This is a genomic window from Breoghania sp. L-A4, assembly GCF_003432385.1.
Lineage (GTDB): Bacteria > Pseudomonadota > Alphaproteobacteria > Rhizobiales > Stappiaceae > Breoghania.
Map to the genome: position 1 here is coordinate 1,658,635 of NZ_CP031841.1, position 21,300 is coordinate 1,679,934.

Sequence of the window (21,300 nt, forward strand, 5' to 3'; positions counted from 1 at the left end):
CGCCATTCCTGGCGAGGCGATCAGGCGCGTTTCGAAAACGTCCCCGTCACCTGCTCGCCTAAGTTACATTTTTCGGAAAGACTGAATTCGAAGCCGGCTGCGTGTGCGATCGCTTCCATCGCGGCAAATTTGTAGCAATACGCATCGGCCCAGAGTTTGAGACGCAATCCCCCGATTTTGAATTCGTGCCGCTGATCGTGATCATCCGGGCACAGGAAGAACGTCGAATAGTAGACCCCGCCAGGCTTCATCACGCGGTAAACATTGACTAGGCAAAGATAGATTGCATTGAGTGTCAGGTGGGAAAACAGGGAGTTCGAGAACGCCAGATCGACGGGCGCCCAGTCGTCCGGCCAGTCGAAATTATCCGAGATGCTGATATGTTTATCCGGAAGAGAGAGTTCTTTCTGGCGCAGCAGGTCCCGCGCAACGTCAATCGTCTTCTGACTGATGTCCGCAGCGAAATACCGGCCACTCCCGCCCTCGAAGAACGGGATCGCCGCATGACCCAGAGGCATGGCACCGCAGCCGATGTCCAGCAGCCGGGTGTCTTCGTCCAGCCCCTTCGTTCGCAGAAAGTTGAAATAGGAATCGCGCCTCATATCCCAGGCCGGGTTCATCACGTACTCACCGGCTTCGGAGACCTGCACGCCAGCCAAAAACGCTACTTCTTTGTAATGGTTATCGGGAAACGTCACAGGTTCGGTACCTCTGGATTGGAGCGCAATTGGCGCGCATCTAAACAGCTATCCACCACATCAACAAGCGTCATAAGAAGCTGACCGGAAACAATTCTCCACGCGTTCCGACAGCAAGACATACCGCTCAGACCTCATTTGTAGAGCACCGCGTGTCCCTGGCAAGAAGTCATGCTTGACGATCCTCGCCGCGCGCCGCAACCGTCATCGGCCTGTTCCGCTGACATACCCGCGCGGATGACGGCCGGCGGTCCCGGCCGCTCGGTGCGCTTCGCCGGCGTCACCTGCGCGCGCCACAACAACGGCACCACGGTCTTCATCCGCAAACTCGATTCCAGCGCGCTGACTTGCCTACGCCTGACGGACGGCTCGCGGATACTCGTCTCGAAAAAGCACCCGGCGCCCGAAATGGGCCGCGGCGATGGCCGCGTTGCCGGCCTTGTATCGCGACAGGATGGCCTGACGCTGGGTGCGGCTGAGCATCGAATGCTCGGTGTGGGCGGCGGCAGGGTTCGCCGCGACAATCTCCCGCCTTGCAGCGGCGAGGGCATCGGGGGCGTCGGCATGGCGGCGGTTGGCGGCAAGCATCAGCGTCATCCCGTCCCGTGTCAGGCCGCGATTCAGAGCCACTTGCGGGCGCCTGAGGGCGTCATCGAAAGGCAGGCCGATGGCTGAAAGGAAGTCGGAAACGGTGTCGCCGCCGACCAGTTCGCGGCCGTAGATCCTGACGCGCAGCGTGGATCGGCCGAATGCCCGTTCCAGCTCCTCGAGGAGACGGACGTAATCGAGACGCCAGGCAAACTCCTCGGCGAATGTCATGATGTCCGCCGTCACGCCATTGGCCTTGACGTTGTAGTTGTAGGCTGCCTCCAGGAACTGATCCTGCCGCCGCAGATAGATGACCGGGACGACGGTCCACTGCGCGAAGGCGTCGAGGATCGGCCCGGCGGAAACCGCCCCTAAAGTCCGCGAGAACAGTTCCGACGAAACGACCGCGGCCGGGCTGCCGGCGACCTCGCGTGCGCAGGCGTGCCACAAGCCGCCGGGATCGCCGTCGTCGAGCGCCGAGACGAGCCCGTGGTGCCCCCAATTGTGCGGCGCGGCAGGTATTCCGGTTTTCGGGTATCCGAAACCCCGCGCCGCGAGGGCGTCGCGGTTGTCGTCGAGGAACCTCTGCAGGCTTGTCGTACCGGTCTTGGGCAGGCCGACGTGAAGGAACAGCGATGTCATGGGGTCTCCTGATCGGGCGACCGTATCACGCCGTTTTTCCGCGCCGCAAGGCGATCCCGGCGAGGCCTCTTCTTCCCACAATAACCTCGTGTCGATGGACGGGAGGCTGTCCCATGGAAACATCCCCGCGCGGCCGCGCCTTCATCGCCGAGCACGAGGGCGTCGTGCTCAAGACCTACCGCTGTCCCGCCGGCGTGCTGACCATCGGCGTGGGCCACACGGCGCGCGCCGGGGGGCTGGTTCCCAAGCCCGGCATGCGGATCACCCATGCCCAGGCCATGGCGCTGCTGGCGCAGGACGTCAAGCGCTTCGAGAAGCGGGTAACGGCCACCGGCGCGTTTGCCGCGCAGAAGCCCTTTGAGGGGGCGACATCGTTCGATTTCAATTCCGGCCGGATCCACAACGCCTCCTGGGTGAAGCACTACGCGGCGAACAAGTTCGCGGCGGCCGAGGCCTCGCTGATGCAGTGGACCAAGGGCGACGGCAAGGTGCTGCCCGGCCTGGTGCGCCGGCGCAAGGCGGAGGCCGATCTGATCTTTCGCGGACAGTATGGCCGGCTGCGCAGCGAGACCACGGCCGGGCTGTCGGCGTCGGGTCCTTCCGTTTCCACCGACCGGCGCGAGGTGGAGGCCTATCAGGCCCAGCTCAAGGCGCTTGGATTCTACAAAGGCCCCGTCGATGGTCATCGCGGCCCGGATACCCGCAACGCGGTGCTCGCCTTCCAGCGCAGCCACCCGCATCTCGACGACGACGGCATCGTCGGCCCGGCCACGCGCGCGGCGCTGATCCGCGCCATGAACCTGCGCAAGCGCGCGGCGCAGACGACGGCCGCCGCCGGCGGCTCGGGCGGCGGCGTGGCCGCGGCCGACCAGTCGCCCGTCGTCAACCATGTGACCGGCGTCGATCTGACCGCCTGGGGCGTCGGCATCGGGCTTGCCGTGCTGCTGGTGGCCGGCGCCTTCTTCGCCTGGCGCTACCGCGACGAGATCAGGCATCTGCTCGGCAGACTTTGAGCCTTCCTTCACCGATTGGCTTGGCCGTTGCCCGAACCGGTGGCCGACCCTTCGAGACGGACCTGCGGTCCTCCTCAGGGTGACGTTGTCGTGTTGATGTCTTTTGAAACCGCCACCCATTCGGCGTCATCCTGAGGAAGCCGCGCAGCGGCTGTCTCGAAGGATCGGCGGTGCGTTCGACGTTGCCCCCGCTTGCATGCTATCCGCTCGACGCCATGGCCTGGCGGGGCGCGGACGCCGCGAAGAACACACGTGCTCACAGGAGACCTCCCATGCCCATCGCCCTTGCCGGCCTTGCCGGAATCGCCGCCCAGGTGGGCGCGCCGCTGATCGCGGGACTGTTTCGCAAGCAGCTCGGCGGCGCGGCCGGCGAGCTGGCCGGCTCCGTCGTGGATGAAATCGCCAAAGGTATCGGTGTGCCGAACACGCCGATCGCCATCGAGACGGCGTTTCGGGAAAACCCGACCGACGTCGGCGAGGCGTTCCGGCAGGTGGACGTGGAGCGGCGCGAGGACCTGGCCGCCATGCTGGCGGAGGTGAATGCCACCATGCGCGCGGAACAGACCGCGCCGGGACTGCTGACGCGCATCTGGCGGCCGCTGTTCGGCATCCAGTTCGGCCTGGTCTATTCCGCCATCGGCGCGGTGCTGGCCTATACGGTGGGCTGGGCGGAGAACCCGGTGGGCGCGCTGGGGCTGACCGGCGGCTACATCACGACGTATCTCGGCTTTGGCGCGTCCGTGCTCGGCGTCTACGTCTGGCAGCGCAGCTCGGAGAAGAAGGCGGGGAGGGGGTGAGGAACAGGGCCGGACATGCGGTCGTTTCTCCCCGCACAGCGCGATCCGTTCATGTCCCATTCAACGAAAATGCGCTATCAAGGCGGCATGACACGGGAACATTTCACATTGGGCAGCCGCTTGCGGCAGGTATCGTACGCGGTGGCGCTGTCGCTCGCGCTGACGGGGACGGCTGCGGCGCAGTGCCTGTCGGGCGGCGAGGCGCGCCAGGCGGTGGCCAGCGGCCAGGCGCAGCCGCTCGGCGCGATCAGTGCCGGCATTCAGGGCAAGATCGTGCGCGCGGACCTGTGCCAGAGCGGCGGGCGGCTGGTCTATCAGCTCTCTGTGCTCTCGGGCAGCCAGGTGCGGCGCGTGACCGTGGACGCGCGCTCCGGCGCGGTGCTGCGCTGAGCGGATTGAACAAACATCATCATACAAGGGGATCGGCGTGCGGCTGCTGGTAGTGGAAGACGATGAGGACCTGAACCGGCAGCTTGTCGAGGCCCTGCGCGACGCGGGCTACGCGGTGGATGCGGCGCATGACGGCGAGGAGGGGCACTTTCTCGGCGACACCGAGCCCTATGACGCGGTGGTGCTGGACATCGGCCTGCCGAAGATGGACGGGCTGACGGTGCTGGAGACATGGCGCGCGGACGGCCGGACCATGCCGGTGCTGCTGCTCACCGCGCGCGACCGCTGGTCGGACAAGGTGGCCGGCATCGACGCGGGCGCCGACGACTATGTGGCGAAACCGTTCCACATCGAGGAAGTGATGGCGCGGCTGCGCGCGCTGTTGCGCCGGGCCGCCGGTCATGCGTCCAACGAGATGACTTGCGGCGACGTGGCGCTGGATACGCGTGCGGGTCGGGTCACGCGCGCGGGCACGCCCGTCAAGCTGACCTCGCACGAATACCGGCTGCTGTCCTACATGATGCACCACCGTGACCGGGTGGTCTCGCGCACCGAGCTGACCGAGCATCTCTATGATCAGGATTTTGACCGCGATTCAAACACCATCGAGGTGTTCGTCGGGCGGCTGCGCAAGAAGGTGGGCGCGGAGCTGATCGAGACCGTGCGCGGGCTGGGCTACCGGCTGAACGATCCCGACGCGCCGGCGGGCGAGGCGGCATCGGACACAGGCCCGGGAGCAGGCCCAGGGACGGGCAATGCGCCGTAGCTCGCTTTCCCTAAGGCTGATTCTGGTTGCCGCCGTCTGGTCGGTCGTCGCGCTGGCGATCGCGGGGTTCATTCTCGTCGAGCTGTACAGCGCGGCCAGCGAACGCGCGTTTGACGAACGCATCAACGTCTACATGACCACGCTGATCGGCGAGCTGTCGGTGGCCGACGCGGAAGGCTCGGAACCCGATCCGCCGGGCGAGGCGCGCTTCCGGCTGCCGCTTTCGGGCTGGTACTGGACGGTGCGCGACCCGGATGCGTCGAATGACGTCCTGTTCGCCTCGCCGTCGCTGGTGGGCGACGCGCTGGTGCTGCCGCCGATCGGAGAGGCGGAAACCGAGTGGCGCGGCTACGCGCGCGGTCCCGCCCGCGAGGAGGTGCGTGTCAGCCAGCGGCTGGTCGATTTCGGAACCGACCGCAGGCGGCTCATCGCGGTGGCGGGGGAGACCACGACGCTGGCACAGGAAACCGTGGCATTCGCGGGGCAGGTGGCGCTGACCCTGAGCATTTTCGGACTGGGACTCGTGGCGGCAATCTTCCTGCAGGTGCGCATCGGCCTGAAGCCGCTCAACCGGCTCAAGGCGTCGTTCGCCGCCGTTCGCCGCGGCGAGGCGGAGCAGATCGACGAGGACCTGCCGAGCGAACTGGCGCCGCTGGCCGTCGAGCTCAACGGGCTGATCGCGTCCAACAGGGACATCGTCGAGCGCGCCCGCGCCCATGTGGGCAATCTGGCGCATGCGCTGAAGACGCCGCTGAGCGTCATCACCAACGAGGTGCGCGGCGCGGGCGGCGACGAGGCCCGCAACAGCAAGCTCGCGGAACAGGCCGCGTTGATGCGCCAGCAGATCGAGCATCATCTGGAACGCGCCCGGATGGCCGCCCAGCGCCGGGTCATCGGCGTGGCCACGGAAACAGCCCCCGTCGTGGACGCCCTGGTGCGCACCATGCGCAAGATCCATGGCGGCCGGAACCTGAGCATCGAGGCCATCGCTCCGCCCGATCTGCGCTTTCGCGGCGAGCGCCAGGATTTCGAGGAACTGCTGGGAAACCTCATCGACAATGCCTGCAAATGGGCCGAGGGGAGGGTCCGGGTCACCCTGGCGCCGCACCAGGACGTGCGCCGGCCGATGCTGTCGATTCTCATCGAGGACGACGGGCCGGGCCTGTCCGCGCCGCAACGCGAACAGGCGATGCAGCGCGGCCGCCGGCTGGATGAGACAGTCCCCGGATCCGGCCTTGGTCTGTCGATCGTCGCCGATCTGGCGGCTCTTTATGGCGGCCGCTTCGTGCTCGAGGACACGCCGCTGGGCGGTCTTGCGGCGCGGCTCGAACTGCCGGCGGTGTGATGTGGCCCGGCAAGCGTGTAAAGTTCTTGGGAACCAATGCCGGTCATGATGGTTGACCGTTGTAACCCGAGTTCTTGACCAACTTCGGCCACAAACCTGTGGGACCCGAAGCGACACGGAATACTGTCCGGTCCTGGTTTGAATTGGCGGGCGAGAGAAGCTCACGGATATTTCCCGAATCACGGGAATATTGACATGTGCCTCAGGGTCTCAGGGCCCGGGCTGCGGGAGACAAAGAGAACATGCAGATTTTGAAAGTTGCGGTTGTGGCGTCCGTCGGACTTGGCATGGCGGCCTGCACCGACACCGGCCCCAAGCAGGGCATCGGCACGGTGGCCGGCGCCGTCGCCGGCGGCGTGATCGGAGCGCAGTTCGGCGCGGGCAGCGGGCAGCTGGCCGCAACCGCAGCGGGCGCCGTGATCGGTTCGATGATCGGCAGCGAGATCGGCCGGTCGCTTGACGAGCGTGACCGTGAATACGCCTACAATGCCCAATACCGCGCTCTGGAGTACAACCGTTCCGGTCAGCCGTCAGCTTGGGAGAACCCGGACACGGGCCGCCGCGGCAACGTGGTCCCGGGCCCGTCCTACCGGATCAATTCCGCCGACTGCCGCGATTACACGCACACGATCTATATCGACGGCCAGCCGGAAGTGGCGCGCGGCACCGCCTGCCGCCAGCCCGATGGCACATGGCGCCCCGTGGGCTAGCCCGCGACGGTTTCGACGACGAATATTATTGCGACGACACGGCGCGGCATCAGCCGCGCCGTTTTGCTGTGCGCGGCCCGTATTTTTCGGGCCCGATCGCCGCCAGCGCGCCGGGCTGCTGGCGGCGCCGTCCCGTTCCGTAGCGGAAGAAACCGCGCCAATGCGCCAGTTTCTCCTCCATCTGCAAGATTTGATTAAACTTTTTCCGACACCCTAGGGGAAATGATTAATTGCGTGCCCCAACCCCTTGCCTGGGACGTCCTCATGGTCGACCGGAGCCTAATTGCGCTCAAAGTCCGTTCCTACCTCGAAGGCCTGTCCGGAAGGGCGCTGGCCATGCTCGTGCGCGGGCTGGAAGCCGCCCGCGAGAACGGTGTGGACGACCCCCAGAGCGACGTGATTCTGGAAGCGGCGCGCGCGCTGATCCGCAAGCCCGAAGCGGACGGCGAGCCCGACGCCCACCGGCGCAGTCTCCTCAAGCGCGCCTTTTTCGCGCCGCTGCGGCCTTTCCTGATTTCAGAAGTGCTGGACACCAAGGCGCCGGGCCGGATCTACCGGCCCTCGCTGGACGCCATCTGGCTGTGGCTGGAACGCGACATCGCGCCCGACGCCATCATTCGCCTGCAGAAGGAACTCGCCAAGCGCGACTTCAAGGAAGAGGCCGTGGACAAGGCCTCCGAAGCCCTGCGCGCCATCGCGCTCAAGGCGATGCGCGAGACGCTCGACGAGGCGGCCGCCGACACGCTGGCGAAGCAGAAGGTGGCCTATCGCGTCGGCGGCGACGACATTCTCGCGGAGCTTGAGGACGTCCACGCGATTCTCGATCAGCAGAAGGAGATCGCCGCCTTCGCCGACGGGCTGTCCGATACGCTCGATGCGGTGGATCTGCGCACCGATGATCTCCTGCTTGCGCAGGCCAAGGAATTCGTGGGCAAGGACCCGCGCCGCGCCTGGTGGCTGGCGGCCCTGCTGCTGGCCCGCGCGGAAGACCCCGCCTGGCTGGTGGCGTTCGCCACGCGCGCCGCGCGCTCCAGCAAGGCCAATCTGATCCACAAGTCGCCCTACCGCCCGCTGGTCGATGCTCTGCTGGCCGAGACCCAGCGCCTGACCCTTGTGGCGCAGCAGGCGCGCGGCAATCCCTCGCGCGGCGCGGCCATGGTCGATGCGGTGCGCGGCTTCGGTGATCTGGTGCGTGACCTGAACATCGAGACACGCGTGGACGATGTGGCGGAATGGCGCGAGCAACTGGCCAAGTCCCGCGCCGACATGGCGGCATTCGTCACAAAGACGCTGAACAGCGCAGTCGCCGAGTTGCGCCGCGCGATGCAGATCCCGCCGGTCGATGAGGATGGCCGTTTCGTGCAGGACACGGCGGCGGTCAACGATGCGGCGCAGATTCTGCGCCTGCTGCTGGTCGCGCGCAACGCCGGTGAGGCGCTGGCGGTGAGTGAACTGGCGCGGCGGCTGCATCAGAGCGTGGAGCAGGTGCTCGACATCGGCAGCCGCGCGCTGGCCGACAAGCTGCGCGAAGCCACTGGCGATCACCGCCGGGCCTGTCTGGCGGCGCTTAACGCCTCGATCGATTTCTGCACCATCTATTTCGGCGACGACTACGCCCGTCGTCTGCGCGAGCGCCGTGACAAGCTGTGCGAGGGGGAGGATCTCTCCACCGCCGACGAAGACGGTCTGTTCGCCGATACGCCGCGGAAAAGCGCGCGCGGCTGAACCCCGCCGCCCCCCGGATCCACCGCGGTTCGCGACGTCTCAGCCGTTGGCATGCGTCAGCTTGGCTGATTGCGGCGTGCGGGGGCGTACCTTATATTCATTCCAAACAATTTGTGCCGATCCGGTGGTGGTCATGCTACCCATGGACCGCGCGCCCTTGTCCGGTGTCCTCGCCGGTGGTTGTGGTTGCCCGATGGTGTCCGCGGCGAGCACGCGGGGCGGGGTTCTCAACAGGCGCATGATGAGGCTTTCCGTCGGGCGGCCCCTGGGTGCCCCAGCGACACAATGTCGCCGATCTGTCGATACTTATGTGAGGCGCGTCCAATCGCGTTATTAAAGCCGCACCATGATGATCTGGATTCTGTTCGCCTTCCTCACCGTCCTCGCTGCGCTCGCGGTGCTCATCCCGTTGACGCGCGGAGGCCGCTCCGTGGCGCCCGACCATCAGCAGGACGTCGCCATCTACAAGGATCAGCTCGGCGAGCTTGAACGCGACCTGGCGCGCGGCGTCATCGAGCCGGCGGAAGCGGAAGCCGCGCGCGCGGAAATCGCCCGGCGGCTGCTGCAGGCTTCGCGCCGGGAAGCGGCCGAGGAAGAAAGCCATCGCGAGGGCGATGACGCGGGGCCGCGCCGCATGATCGCCAGCGCGGCTGCCATTGTGCTGGTGCCGCTTGGCGCGTTGGGTCTTTATCTGATGGCGGGCTCGCCGCAACTGGCCGACCAGCCGCTGGCTGACCGCATCGCCGCAAGCAGCGACAATCCCGATATCGAGGTGATGGTCGCGCGGGTGGAACGCCATCTGGCCGACAACCCCGAGGACGGCCGCGGCTGGGCGGTGGTCGCGCCGGTCTACATGCGTCTTGGCCGGCCGGATGATGCGGCGCGCGCCTACCGCAACGCCATCCGGATCGAGGGCGAAAGCCAGAGCCTGCAGACCAATCTGGGCGAGGCGCTGGTCGTCGCCAATCAGGGCATGATCACGGCGGATGCGGCCGACGCCTTCACCCGCGCGGTGGCGCTGGAGCCGCAAGCCGTGAAACCTCGCTTCTTTCTCGCCATCGCGCTGGCCCAGGAAGGCCGCCGCGAGGAGGCGATCGAGGCCTGGCAGGCGCTGTTGTCCGGCGCCGACGGAACCGAGCCCTGGGTGCCCGCCGCTCAGGCCGAACTCGCCGAGCTCGGCGTCGAACCGCCCGTGATCGCCGGCCAACCCCCAATACAGGCGCCCGACAGGCAGGGCGGCGCGTTGCCGGGCCCGAGCGGCGAGGATGTCGCCGCGGCCTCGCAGATGTCGCAAGGTGACCGTCAGGAGATGATCACCGGCATGGTGGCGCGGCTCGACGAGCGGCTGAGCGCCGACGGCGGCTCGGTGGAGGAATGGACGCGGCTGGTGCGCGCCTATGTGGTGCTGGGCGACAAGCCTGCCGCCCGCGGCGCGCTGGCCAAGGCGCAGGCGGCGATGGCCGGAGACGCGCAGGCTCTGTCCACGCTCGACAAGCTGGCCGCCGACGCGGGGCTGAAATCATGAACCATCACACTGTCGACCGCCATGGGGCGGGAACAACCGTCCGTTTGAAGCAGGAGCAGGCCCGCCGATGACCCGCAAACAACGCCGCCTGTCGCTGATCGCCGCCGCCGGCGCGGTGCTGGCCGTGGCCGCCGTCCTGATTCTCGTGGCGCTGCAGGACCAGATCGTGTTCTTCCAGTCGCCCTCGGATGTGGCGGAGAAGCACATCGCGCCGGGCCAGCGCATCCGCCTGGGCGGGCTGGTCAAGGAAGGCTCTGTCGTGCGCGGCGAGGGCACCACGGTGAGCTTTGCCGTGACCGACACCGAGCACGACGTGGCGGTGCGCTACACGGGCGTGCTGCCGGATCTGTTTCGCGAGGGCCAGGGCGTGGTCACCGAAGGGGTGATGACGCCGGAGGGCACCTTTCGCGCCGACAGCGTGCTGGCCAAGCACGACGAGAACTACATGCCCAAGGAAGTGGCCGAAGCGCTGAAGGAAAAAGGCGTGTGGCAGGGCAAGGAAACCAATTGACCGTTGCTGACAACGGCGCGCGGGCAGGAACCGCGCGGCAAGGGGAGAGCCGGTATGATCAACGAACTCGGCCATTTCGCGCTGGTGCTGGCGCTGGTCATGGCGCTGGTGCAATCGGTGATTCCGGTGTGGGGCGCGGCCCGGCACGACGCGCGGCTGATGGCGGTGGCGGCGCCGGTGGCCGGCATGCAGTTCCTGTTCGTCGGCCTGTCCTTCGCCGCGCTGACGATGGCCTACTTGCAGTCCGACTTCTCGCTCCTCAACGTCTGGCAGAACTCGCATTCCGCCAAGCCCTTGATTTACAAGATCTCGGGCGTCTGGGGCAACCACGAGGGCTCGATGCTGCTGTGGGTGCTGATCCTGGCGCTGTTCGGCGCGCTGGTCGCCGCCTTCGGCCGCAACATGCCCGAAACCCTGCGCGCCAACGTGCTGGGCGTGCAGGCCTGGGTGGCCTCGGCCTTCCTGCTGTTCATCCTGTTCACCTCCAATCCGTTCCTGCGCCTGAACCCGGCGCCGATGGAGGGCAACGACCTCAATCCGCTGCTGCAGGACATCGGCCTGGCGATCCATCCGCCGTTGCTCTACCTCGGCTACGTCGGCTTCTCGATCACCTTCTCGTTTGCCGCCGCAGCCCTGCTGGAAGGCCGCATCGACGCCGCCTGGGCGCGCTGGATGCGGCCGTGGACGCTGGTCGCGTGGATGTTCATGACGCTGGGCATCTCCATGGGCTCCTACTGGGCCTATTACGAGCTCGGCTGGGGCGGCTTCTGGTTCTGGGATCCGGTGGAGAACGCCTCGTTCATGCCGTGGATCCTGGGCACCGCGCTGCTGCATTCCGCCATCGTGATGGAGAAGCGCGACGCGCTGAAGATCTGGACCATACTGCTGGCCATCCTGACCTTCTCGCTGTCGTTGCTGGGCACCTTTCTGGTGCGTTCGGGCGTGCTGACCTCGGTGCACACATTCGCCACCGATCCCGAGCGCGGCATCTTCATCCTCGGCATTCTGATCGTCTTCATCGGCGGATCGCTGGCACTGTTCGCCTGGCGCGCGCCGCTGCTCAAGCAGGGCGGGCTGTTCGCGCCGATCTCGCGCGAGGGCGCGCTGATCTTCAACAACCTGTTCCTCACCGCCGCCTGCGCCGCCGTCTTCGTCGGCACGCTGTACCCCTTGGCGCTGGACGCCATCACCGGCGAGAAGATTTCCGTCGGCGCGCCGTTCTTCAACCTGACTTTCATTCCGCTGGTCGCGCCGCTGATGGTGGCGATACCCTTCGGCCCCCTGCTGGCGTGGAAGCGCGGCGATCTGCTGGCCGCCTCGCAGCGGCTGTTGGCGGTTCTCGGGCTTGCGATCCTGGTGGCGGTATTCGCCGCCTGGCTGAACGGCGAGGCCGGGGTGCTGGCGCCGCTGGGCGTGGGCGCCGCCGTGTGGGTCATGGTCGGCTCGATGAGCGAGCTTGCGGTGCGCACGAAGCTGTTCTCGCTGCCTCCGGGCCAGTCGCTGCGCCGCGCCATCGGCCTGCCGCGCTCGGTCTGGGGCACAGCGATCGCCCACTTCGGCGTCGGCGTGTCGGTGCTCGGCATGGTGGCGGTCACCGCCTGGCAGAGCGAGACCATCGAGGTGGTCAAGCCCGGCGGGAGCGTGACGATCGGCAAATACGAGGCGACGTTCGAGGGATTGACGCCGGCGCGGGGCGCGAATTTCCGTGAGGATGTCGCCCAGTTCACCGTGCGCCGCGGCGGCGTGGTGGTGGCGGAGATGAAGCCGACGAAACGCTTCTACCCCGCCCGCCAGATGCCGACGACCGAGGCCGATATCAAGACGTTCGGCCTGAACCAGCTCTATGTGTCGCTGGGCGACGTGCAGGATGGCGGCGGCATCACCGTGCGCGGCTACGACAAGCCGCTGGTGACGCTGATCTGGCTCGGCTCGATAATCATGGTGTTCGGCGGACTGGTGTCGTTATCAGATCGCCGCTTGCGCGTCGGCGCGCCCAGGCCCGCGCGCCGCGCGGCCCCTGTCGCGGCGGAGTAGGGGCGCGAGATGAGGGATTACGCGATGCGCCGGGCGCTTTCCACCTTCACGGTGGCCCTGGTTCTGACGCTGGCAACTGCCGGCGCCATGACGCTCCTGTGCGCCGGTCCGGCGCTTGCGGTGCAGCCCGACGAGGTGCTCAGCGATCCGGTGCTGGAGCACCGGGCCCGCGCGTTGTCGAAGGAGCTGCGCTGCATGGTGTGCCAGAACCAGTCGATCGACGACAGCGACGCGCCGCTGGCCCGCGACCTGCGCATCCTGGTGCGCGAGCGCCTGAAGGAAGGCGACAGCGACGGCGAGGTCATCGACTATCTGGTCGACCGCTACGGCGAATTCGTGCTGCTCAAACCCCGCTTCGCCCTGCACACCCTGGCCCTGTGGCTCGGCGCGCCGCTGGCGCTGCTGCTGGGCGGTTTTCTGGTCTTCCGCGCGAGCCGCAACAAGGCCGCGGCCCGCAGCGCGGGCGTGGAACCGCTCAGCGAGGCGGAACAGGCGGAGCTCAAGCGCGTGATGGAGGGGTAGGGGGCATCATGAGGAGGAGAGGGTGTGCCATGGGATTGCGAATTCTCGCCAAGGCGTGCTCTTGCCTCGCGACCGGTTTTCTTCTCGTGCTGGTCGCTACGACTTCTTCCGCATTTGCTGATCCGCTCGGGCTGGTCGATTATCCGGCGCTTTTCGAGCGCCACGCCGACCGTGTCACAGTCTCTTCCGACGGAGTTGAAACGCTGGTTTTACCGAGCGGGATCACGGTGCGGCATACCAACAAGGGATATGTTGGTACAGATCCGACCGACGCCATCGGGTGCTTGACCTATTTTTTCGTCGAGATCGATGCAGCAGCGCGTATTTGTCCAAGTTTGATGAGCAAGGAGGAGGCTCGCGCCTTTGCCGACCAGCGCTCGCGCCTTCTTGGATTCTATGCGAAAAGTGCCTTTCCGCCGGCCGCCGCGAACAAGGCGAGCGAAGCCTACGAAGCCGCTGTCGCGAAGGTGGTGCAACGCGGCAGGTCATGTTCGAAGCTAGAGAATGTCCGGATGATGGTACCCGGCCTGCTCGAAAAGGAGCGGTTTGACGAACTCTTCGCATCACCCAAGCTGCCTGTGTCCAATCCCTGTCTCTGATGGACCAAGCGCGGCTGCATTCTCCCAACCTTACCAACTTGTAATCCCCCGACAGAGAGCTGTAAGGCTCGCTCCGTCAGAGTGCGTCTCAAGGATCGCGGTGTTCTCCCCGCAACACCCGGTCCGCGAGATCTGACCTTCGAAACGGAGTTACCCCCATGAGCCATTCTTCCCCGAGAAGACACCCAATCAGGCACCGCGCACAGTCACCGGCGTTCTGCGCCGCAACCGCACGCGGCTGATGGCCGGTGCGCTGGCGATCGCGGTGACCGGCGTTCTGACCGCGCAGACGCTTGTGCCGTCCGGCCAGTTCGCCCTCGCCGCTCCGGTGCGCGTCGACGCCCAGGCCCCGGCCGATTTCACAGCCGTCGTCAAAGCCGTGCAGCCGGCGGTGGTCAGCGTCAAGGTGACCGGCGAGATCGACGGCCCGCGCGACGGCCGCCGCGACGGTCGACGTGGCGAGCACCGTGGCAAGCGCGATGACGACCGCCGTGGCGAACGTCACGAGCGCCGCTTCGGCTTCGGCACTCCGCCGGAGTTCTTCGAGGACCTTCCCAAGGACCATCCGTTCCGCCGCTTCTGGCGCGATGAGCGTGGTGGCAAAGAGCGCGGCGAGCGCCGCCATCCGCGCCGCTTCGGCATGTCGCAGGGTTCCGGCTTCTTCATTTCCGCCGACGGCTACATCGTGACCAACCAGCATGTTGTCGAGCGCGGCAGCAGCTTCACCGTGGTCATGGACGACGGCCGGGAACTCGACGCCAAGCTGATCGGCGCCGACGAGCGCACGGATCTGGCGCTCTTGAAGGTTGAGAACGGCGACCAGGACTTCACCTACGTCGAATTCGCCCCCGAGGCGCCGCAGGTCGGCCAGTGGGTCGTCGCCGTGGGCAATCCCTTCGGTCTCGGCGGCTCGGTCACCGCCGGCATCGTCTCGGCGCGCGGCCGTGACATCGGCGCGGGCCCTTACGACGATTTCATCCAGATCGATGCGCCGGTGAACCGGGGCAACTCGGGCGGACCCGCCTTCAACACCAAGGGCGAGGTCATCGGCATCAACGCGGCGATCTTCTCGCCGTCGGGCGGCAACGTCGGCATCGCGTTTGCCATTCCGGCTGATACCGCCAAGCAGATCGTCGCCGATCTGAAGGACGACGGTCAGGTGGTGCGCGGATGGCTTGGCGTGCAGATCCAGCCGGTGTCGCGTGACATCGCCGACGGTCTGGGCCTTGAGGACGCACGCGGCGCGCTGGTCGCCGACACTCCCGCCGACGGTCCCGCCAAGGCGGCCGGCATCGAGACCGGCGACGCGATCGTCGCGGTCGACGGCAAGACGGTGAAGGGTCCGCGCCAACTCGCCCGGATGATCGCCAGCTATGCGCCTGGCTCCTCTGTCGACGTCACGGTGTGGCGCGACGGCGCGGAGAAGGACGTCACCGTCGAACTCGGCACGCTTCCCGGTCAGCAGGCCGCGGTCTCCGCGGACGACGTGAGCCCGGAGAAGACGGCCTCGCTCGACGCGCTGGGTCTGGAACTGGCCAATGCCCGTGAGGCGGGCCTGGACCAGGACGGTGTGGTGATTGCCGACATCGACCCCGATGGCCCGGCCGGCCGCAAGGGCCTGCGCCAGGGCGACGTCATCGTTGAAGCCGGCGGTGAGGCCGTGACGACGCCAGAGGATGTTGCGGCCAGCTTCGACAAGGCCGAGAGCGAGGGCCGCAAGGCGGTTCTGCTGCGGATCATCACCGGCGAGCGCTCGCGCTTCGTCGCGATCCCCGCGCCCAAGGCCTGACGAACCGGCCTCGCCGCAGTCATTCGTCGTCCCCCGACGCAGGCGAGGCCGTATCGGCGGCAGGTTCTCCCCAGAACCTGCCGCTTTTTCTTTCCCGCTGCAAAGCGCCTATATAGGGAACGGGCGGAGCGGATTCGGCGCCATGGCGCCAGCCGCGCGGATCATGCGCGGCGCCCCAGTGCCCGGCAGCGAAACCCAGCAGGTAAGTCATGCGTATCCTGATCATCGAAGACGACCGCGAGGCGGCGGCCTATCTCGTCAAGGCGCTGAAGGAGGCGGGCCACGTCGCCGATCCGGCGTTCGACGGCGAGGAGGGTTTCTTCAAGGCCAGCGAGAACGACTACGACGTGCTGGTCGTGGACCGGATGCTGCCGCGCCGCGACGGGCTGTCGGTGATCGAGGGACTGAAGACGACCGGCGACACGACGCCGATCCTGATCCTCTCCGCGCTCGGTCAGGTCGACGACCGGGTGACCGGCCTGCGCGCCGGCGGCGACGACTATCTGACGAAACCCTATGCCTTTTCCGAACTGCTGGCCCGCGTCGAGGCGCTTGGCCGGCGCAACCGTCCCGCCGACGTCGACACCACCTACAAGGTGGGCGACCTGCAGCTCGACCGGCTGGCGCACACCGTGCTGCGCGGCGAGGAGGTCATTCCGCTGCAGCCGCGCGAGTTTCGTCTGCTGGAATACCTGATGAAGCACGCCGGCCAGGTCGTCACCCGGACGATGCTGCTGGAAAACGTCTGGGACTATCATTTCGATCCGCAGACCAACGTGATCGACGTGCATATCTCGCGGCTGCGCGGCAAGATCGACAAGGGATTCGACAGGCCGCTGCTGCACACCGTTCGCGGCGCGGGCTACACCATTCGCGACGAGGCGCGTCCGTGAATACGCTGTCGAGACTCGTCCGCACCACCGCCTTCAAGCTGTCGGCCGCCTATCTGGCGGTCTTCGCGCTGTTCGCGGTCGGGCTGGTCTTCTACATCGGCCACGCCACGAGCCAGATGATGCGCGACCAGCTCAACCAGACCATCGACGCCGAGGTCAAGGGACTGAGCGAGCAATACCGCCAGGGCGGATTGCGGCGGCTGGCCAGTGTCGTCGAGCGGCGCTCCCGCCAGCCCGGCGCCAGCCTGTATCTGATCACCGATTTCGCGGGAAACGTGCTCACCGGCAACATCGCCCACATCGACGAGGATGTGTTCGCGAATCCGCCCGACGGCCTGCGCATGGTGCGCTACAGGCGCGAGGGCGGGGGTGACGACGATGCGTATGAGGCGGTGGTGCAGGTGTTCCCGATGCCGGGGAATTTCTATCTGCTGGTCGGCCGCGACGTCTCGGAAGGCAAGCGCTTCCGCAAGGTGATCGACGATGCGCTGAGGTGGATCATGGTGGTCGTTGGCGCGCTGGCAATCCTCAGCTGGGTGTTTGTCGGCCGACGCGTGCTGCAGCGCATCGACTCCGTGTCGAAAACCAGCCGCCGCATCATGGCGGGCGATCTGTCGCGCCGGCTGCAGGTGACGGGATCGGGCGACGAGTTCGACCGGCTGTCGGAAAACGTCAACGCCATGCTCGACCGCATCGAGCAGCTGATGCTGGGGCTGAAGGACGTCTCCGACAACATCGCGCACGATCTCAAGACGCCGCTGACCCGGCTGCGCAACCGCGTCGAGGCGGCTCTGCGCGAGGATCCCTCCGAAGAGGGCTATCGCGCCGCGCTGGAGGCGACGATCGAGGACTCCGACCAGCTCATCCGCCTGTTCAACGCGCTGCTGCGCATCGCCCGGGTTGAGGCCGGATCGCCCGACGAGGGCATGGCGCGGATCGATGCTGGCGAGATCGCGCGCGAGGTGGCGGAGCTTTACGAGCCCGTGGCCGAGGAGGCGGGCGTCGGTTTCACGCTGGATGTGGACGGCTCCGCGCCGATCGAGGCCAGCCGCGAGCTGGTCGCCCAGGCGCTCGCCAATCTCATCGACAACGCGTTGAAGTACGGCCGCGCGGAGGACGGCGAGGCGGACAACGGTGAGACCGACGGTGAATCCGCGCCGGCGATCACCCTGTCGGTGCGGCGCGAGGGAACGGATGTGACAATTTCGGTCGGCGACCGGGGCCCGGGTATCGCTGCCGAGGATCGCGAGCGGGTGCGCCGCCGGTTCGTGCGCCTGGAGACCAGCCGCTCGGAGCCCGGCTCGGGTCTCGGGCTCGCGCTCGCGCAGGCGGTGGCCGGGCTGCACCGCGGCACGCTGGAGCTTGACGACAATGCACCGGGGCTCCGGGTGACCATGCGGCTGCCGCTGGCCGAGACCGGAACAACTGGCGGCGGCGTGCAGACGTAAAGGCTGAACAGACCCTGCTGCATCCGCTCCCGGTCCGTGACAGGATGGGCGCAGCCCGGATCATACCGGGGAGAGGATACAAGCCGGGGCAGGAATGACAGAGCCGACCAATGGGGCGCTCAGCGCGCGGATCAGCGTGGTTCCGCCATGCGCGGATGCCGCGCATGGCGAGGAATTGATCGCGGATCTTGTTGCCCGCGCCGGGAAAGCTGAGGGGGGCGAGGCGCTTTGCGCCGCGATTCGCGCCGATCAGAGGCTGCGGGCGTTTCTCGCAGGGGTGTTTTTCAACGCGCCGTTCCTGCGCGATCTCGCCATGCAGGACCCGCAGCGTCTGTCGCGGATTGTCGCGGGCGACCCCGAAGCGGCGATCACGACGCTGGAGCGCGATCTCGCCGCCTTCCGTCCCACTGACGAGGCCGATCTGTCACGCGCCCTGCGCCGCGCCAAGCAGGAGGCGGCGCTTGCCATCGGGCTTGCCGATCTCGCGGGCATCTGGCCGGTGATGCAGGTGACGTGCGCCCTGACGCGCGTCGCCGATGCGGCGCTTGGGGCGGCCATCCGCTTTCTCCTTTCCGACATGGCCGCGCGCGGCCGTTATGTGCCCAGGTATCCGGACGATCCCGCCAAGGGAAGCGGCTGGATCATTCTGGCGATGGGCAAATATGGCGCCTTCGAGCTCAACTATTCCTCCGACATCGATCTCATCGTGCTGTTCGACGCGGCGCGGGCCGGCCTGCCCGAGGGCGTCGAGCCGGCGATGGAATTCGTGCGCGCCACCAAGCGGCTGGTGAAAATCATGCAGGAGCGCACCGCCGACGGCTATGTGTTCCGCACGGATCTGCGGCTCAGGCCCGATCCCGGCGCGACGCCGCCGGCGCTGGGGATGGAAAACGCGCTGATCTACTACGAGAGCATGGGCCAGAACTGGGAGCGCGCGGCGCTGATCAAGGCCCGGCCCTGCGCCGGAGACATCGAGGCGGGCGACGATTTCCTGCGCGAGATCGTGCCGTTCATCTGGCGCAAGTCGCTGGATTTCGCGGCGATCGCCGATGTGCATTCGATGAAGCGGCAGATTCACGCGCACAAGGGCCATGGCGTCATCGCGGTGGCGGGTCACAACGTGAAGCTCGGGCGCGGCGGCATCCGCGAGATCGAGTTCTTCGTGCAGACGCAGCAGTTGATCGCAGGCGGCCGCAACCCGGATCTGCGCCGCCGCGGAACCCTGGAGATGCTGGATCTGCTGGTGGAGGCCACGTGGGTGGACGCCGATACCCGCGCGGAGCTTGCCGAGGCCTATTGTTTCCTGCGCGCCGTCGAACACCGCATCCAGATGGTCAATGACGAGCAGACCCATACGCTGCCCGACAACGACGAGGGACTGGCGCGTATCGCCGCGCTGATGGGCATGCCTGATCGCGAGACATTCGACGCGGCGCTCAGGCAGCGCCTGCGCACGGTGCAGGGGCATTACGCGGAGCTGTTCGAGGCGGAGCCGGAGCTGTCGTCGGAACTGGGCAACCTGGTGTTCACCGGCGGGGACGACGATCCGGGCACGCTGGAGACGCTGAGCTCATTGGGTTTCAAGCGGCCGAGCGACGCCATCCGCATCGTCAGCGCCTGGCATTTCGGCCGCTATCCTGCGATGCGATCGGCCAAGGCGCGTGAACGGCTGACCGAGCTGCATCCGGCGCTGATCGACGCCTTCAGCCAGACCGACAACCCGGATGGCGCGCTGGCGGCGTTTGACCGGTTTCTGGCGGGGCTGCCCTCCGGCGTGCAGCTTTTCTCGCTGCTGCGCTCCAACCCGCATCTGCTGAAGCTGCTGGCGACGGTGATGGGCGAGGCGCCACGGCTGGCCGAAATCGTCTCCAAGCGGTCAAGGGTGCTGGACGCGATGCTCGATCCCGCGTTCTTCGACGCCATGCCGCGGGAGAAGGAATTCGCCGACCGCCTGCGCACATCGCTCGCCGACGCGCGCTCCTATGAGGAGACGCTGGACCGCATGCGCATCTTCGCCCAGGAGCAGCAGTTCCTCATCGGCGTGCGGCTTCTGGGCGACGCGCTCGCGGTGGGCCGGGCGGGCCGTGCCTATGCGCGGCTGGCCGAGGTGGTGGTGCGCGACCTTCTGGAAGCCGCCAAGCAGCATCTTGCCGAGGCGCACGGCGCGGTCGAGGGCGGACAGGTGGTGGTGCTGGCCATGGGCAAGCTCGGCAGCCTGGAGATGACGCCGACGTCGGATCTCGACCTGATCGTGCTGTACGATTTTCCCGACGACGTCACGGCGAGCGAGGGGCCCCGGCCGCTTTCTCCGAGCCAGTATTTCATTCGCCTGACCCAGCGGCTTCTGGCGGCGCTTTCCGCGCCCACCGCCGAAGGCACTCTGTATGAGGTGGACTTCCGCCTGCGGCCGTCCGGCAACGCCGGGCCGCTGGCCACACGGTTCGCGGGCTTTGCGGACTATCAGCGCGAGAAGGCCTGGACGTGGGAGCACATGGCGCTGACCCGCGCCCGGGTGATCGCGGGCGATGCGGACCTTTGGGAGCGCACCACGGCGGTGATTGAGGACGTGCTGCGCAGCCCGCGCGATATCCCGGCCTTGCGCCGGGACGTGGCCTCCATGCGCGCGCGGATTGAGGCGGAGAAGGGATCGACGGACCGCTGGGCGCTGAAGGAGGTGGCCGGCGGGCTGGTCGACGTGGAGTTCATCGGACAATATCTGCAGTTGGCCAATGCCGCCGCCCATCCCGAAATCCTGGCGCACGCGAGCCTGGACGCCCTGACGAAGGCCGGGGAGGCCGGTTTGCTGGCGGCGGACGACGCGGAGCTGCTGGTGCGCGCGACGCGGCTGTATCAGGGCCTGATGCAGATCCTGCGGCTGTCGGTTGCTGGGAAATTCTCCGCCGAGGCCGCGCCCAGAGGCGTGCTGGATCTGCTGGCGCGGGTCAGCAACGAGCCCGATTTCTCGCGCCTCGAGGCGCATCTGGACGAAACCCAGACCGCCGTCCGCGCCGCTTTCGAGCGCATTATTGGGCCTGTTGTAAGGTCGGAGGGGTGAGACGCGGGGCGCGAAGGCAGCGAGCGGACCACGAAGCGCCACTCAACATGCCTCGGCCCTGGGCGGGAAGGCCGGCTGCCAGACGCTGACGTCGCCGACACGCGCTTCCGGTGACGGGCCGGTCATGGCGGCGGCGGTTTTCGCGCGAGAGCTCGACTTCCGATGCGGCCTGGCTCGATCGCTGCGGTGTCCCCCGATGGGCATCGTGCCGGCGCAACCACGCCCGAGATCGCCCCGGCCGGGATCGACC

19 protein-coding genes are annotated in these 21,300 nt (G+C 67.2%); 16 read left to right on the plus strand and 3 right to left on the minus strand.

Annotation, left to right across the window (positions count from 1 at the left end; translation table 11 throughout):
* Nucleotides 1–20 precede the first annotated feature (20 nt).
* The 3 genes from D1F64_RS07740 to D1F64_RS07750 all read right to left on the minus strand — a co-directional run bounded on the left by D1F64_RS07740 (nucleotide 21) and on the right by D1F64_RS07750 (nucleotide 1,928).
* On the minus strand, nucleotides 21–698 hold the full coding sequence (locus D1F64_RS07740) for a class I SAM-dependent methyltransferase (RefSeq protein WP_162901401.1): 678 nt from the start codon (nucleotides 696–698) through the stop codon (nucleotides 21–23).
* A 134-nt stretch (nucleotides 699–832) separates the two neighbouring features.
* A complete protein-coding gene (locus tag D1F64_RS07745; protein WP_117411968.1) occupies nucleotides 833–1,018 on the minus strand; it encodes a hypothetical protein in 186 nt (61 codons plus the stop codon).
* A 31-nt stretch (nucleotides 1,019–1,049) separates the two neighbouring features.
* Complete coding sequence (locus D1F64_RS07750; protein ID WP_162901402.1) at nucleotides 1,050–1,928, minus strand: hypothetical protein; 879 nt, start codon at nucleotides 1,926–1,928, stop codon at nucleotides 1,050–1,052.
* Nucleotides 1,929–2,041: 113 nt separating this feature from the next.
* Here D1F64_RS07750 and D1F64_RS07755 point away from each other — a divergent pair, with 113 nt between their 5' ends.
* The 16 genes from D1F64_RS07755 to D1F64_RS07830 all read left to right on the plus strand — a co-directional run bounded on the left by D1F64_RS07755 (nucleotide 2,042) and on the right by D1F64_RS07830 (nucleotide 21,050).
* Nucleotides 2,042–2,941, plus strand: a complete 900-nt coding sequence (locus D1F64_RS07755; RefSeq protein ID WP_162901403.1) for a peptidoglycan-binding protein — start codon at nucleotides 2,042–2,044, stop codon at nucleotides 2,939–2,941.
* Between the two features lie 272 nt (nucleotides 2,942–3,213).
* A complete protein-coding gene (locus D1F64_RS07760) occupies nucleotides 3,214–3,738 on the plus strand; it encodes a hypothetical protein (protein WP_117411971.1) in 525 nt (174 codons plus the stop codon).
* A gap of 120 nt (nucleotides 3,739–3,858) precedes the next feature.
* Nucleotides 3,859–4,128: a PepSY domain-containing protein gene (locus D1F64_RS07765; RefSeq protein ID WP_205470696.1), complete on the plus strand. Its 270-nt coding sequence runs from the start codon at nucleotides 3,859–3,861 to the stop codon at nucleotides 4,126–4,128.
* A 37-nt stretch (nucleotides 4,129–4,165) separates the two neighbouring features.
* Nucleotides 4,166–4,894 carry a response regulator transcription factor gene (locus tag D1F64_RS07770; RefSeq protein ID WP_162901404.1) on the plus strand — a complete coding sequence of 243 codons (729 nt, stop codon included), beginning with the start codon at nucleotides 4,166–4,168 and terminating at the stop codon, nucleotides 4,892–4,894.
* Nucleotides 4,884–6,239, plus strand: coding sequence for a sensor histidine kinase (locus D1F64_RS07775; RefSeq protein ID WP_117411972.1), 1,356 nt, complete (start codon nucleotides 4,884–4,886; stop codon nucleotides 6,237–6,239). Before D1F64_RS07770 ends, D1F64_RS07775 begins: the two co-directional genes overlap by 11 nt.
* 242 nt (nucleotides 6,240–6,481) lie before the next feature.
* Nucleotides 6,482–6,949, plus strand: coding sequence for an RT0821/Lpp0805 family surface protein (locus D1F64_RS07780; protein WP_117411973.1), 468 nt, complete (start codon nucleotides 6,482–6,484; stop codon nucleotides 6,947–6,949).
* Between the two features lie 234 nt (nucleotides 6,950–7,183).
* Nucleotides 7,184–8,674, plus strand: a complete 1,491-nt coding sequence (locus D1F64_RS07785) for a hypothetical protein (RefSeq protein ID WP_162901405.1) — start codon at nucleotides 7,184–7,186, stop codon at nucleotides 8,672–8,674.
* A 346-nt stretch (nucleotides 8,675–9,020) separates the two neighbouring features.
* Nucleotides 9,021–10,199, plus strand: a complete 1,179-nt coding sequence (gene ccmI / locus D1F64_RS07790) for a c-type cytochrome biogenesis protein CcmI (RefSeq protein WP_117411975.1) — start codon at nucleotides 9,021–9,023, stop codon at nucleotides 10,197–10,199.
* Nucleotides 10,200–10,266: 67 nt separating this feature from the next.
* Nucleotides 10,267–10,710 carry a cytochrome c maturation protein CcmE gene (gene ccmE / locus D1F64_RS07795; protein WP_117411976.1) on the plus strand — a complete coding sequence of 148 codons (444 nt, stop codon included), beginning with the start codon at nucleotides 10,267–10,269 and terminating at the stop codon, nucleotides 10,708–10,710.
* A gap of 54 nt (nucleotides 10,711–10,764) precedes the next feature.
* On the plus strand, nucleotides 10,765–12,744 hold the full coding sequence (locus D1F64_RS07800; RefSeq protein ID WP_117411977.1) for a heme lyase CcmF/NrfE family subunit: 1,980 nt from the start codon (nucleotides 10,765–10,767) through the stop codon (nucleotides 12,742–12,744).
* A gap of 24 nt (nucleotides 12,745–12,768) precedes the next feature.
* Complete coding sequence (locus D1F64_RS07805) at nucleotides 12,769–13,266, plus strand: cytochrome c-type biogenesis protein (protein ID WP_117411978.1); 498 nt, start codon at nucleotides 12,769–12,771, stop codon at nucleotides 13,264–13,266.
* Nucleotides 13,267–13,295: 29 nt separating this feature from the next.
* Nucleotides 13,296–13,865: a hypothetical protein gene (locus D1F64_RS07810; RefSeq protein WP_117411979.1), complete on the plus strand. Its 570-nt coding sequence runs from the start codon at nucleotides 13,296–13,298 to the stop codon at nucleotides 13,863–13,865.
* Between the two features lie 241 nt (nucleotides 13,866–14,106).
* On the plus strand, nucleotides 14,107–15,654 hold the full coding sequence (locus D1F64_RS07815; RefSeq protein ID WP_117411980.1) for a Do family serine endopeptidase: 1,548 nt from the start codon (nucleotides 14,107–14,109) through the stop codon (nucleotides 15,652–15,654).
* 209 nt (nucleotides 15,655–15,863) lie between these two features.
* Nucleotides 15,864–16,547, plus strand: coding sequence for a response regulator transcription factor (locus tag D1F64_RS07820; RefSeq protein WP_117411981.1), 684 nt, complete (start codon nucleotides 15,864–15,866; stop codon nucleotides 16,545–16,547).
* Entirely contained in the window at nucleotides 16,544–17,995 is a 1,452-nt protein-coding gene (locus D1F64_RS07825; protein ID WP_117411982.1) for an ATP-binding protein, read from the plus strand. Before D1F64_RS07820 ends, D1F64_RS07825 begins: the two co-directional genes overlap by 4 nt.
* 94 nt (nucleotides 17,996–18,089) lie before the next feature.
* On the plus strand, nucleotides 18,090–21,050 hold the full coding sequence (locus D1F64_RS07830; protein ID WP_117411983.1) for a bifunctional [glutamine synthetase] adenylyltransferase/[glutamine synthetase]-adenylyl-L-tyrosine phosphorylase: 2,961 nt from the start codon (nucleotides 18,090–18,092) through the stop codon (nucleotides 21,048–21,050).
* The last annotated feature ends 250 nt before the right edge of the window (nucleotides 21,051–21,300 follow it).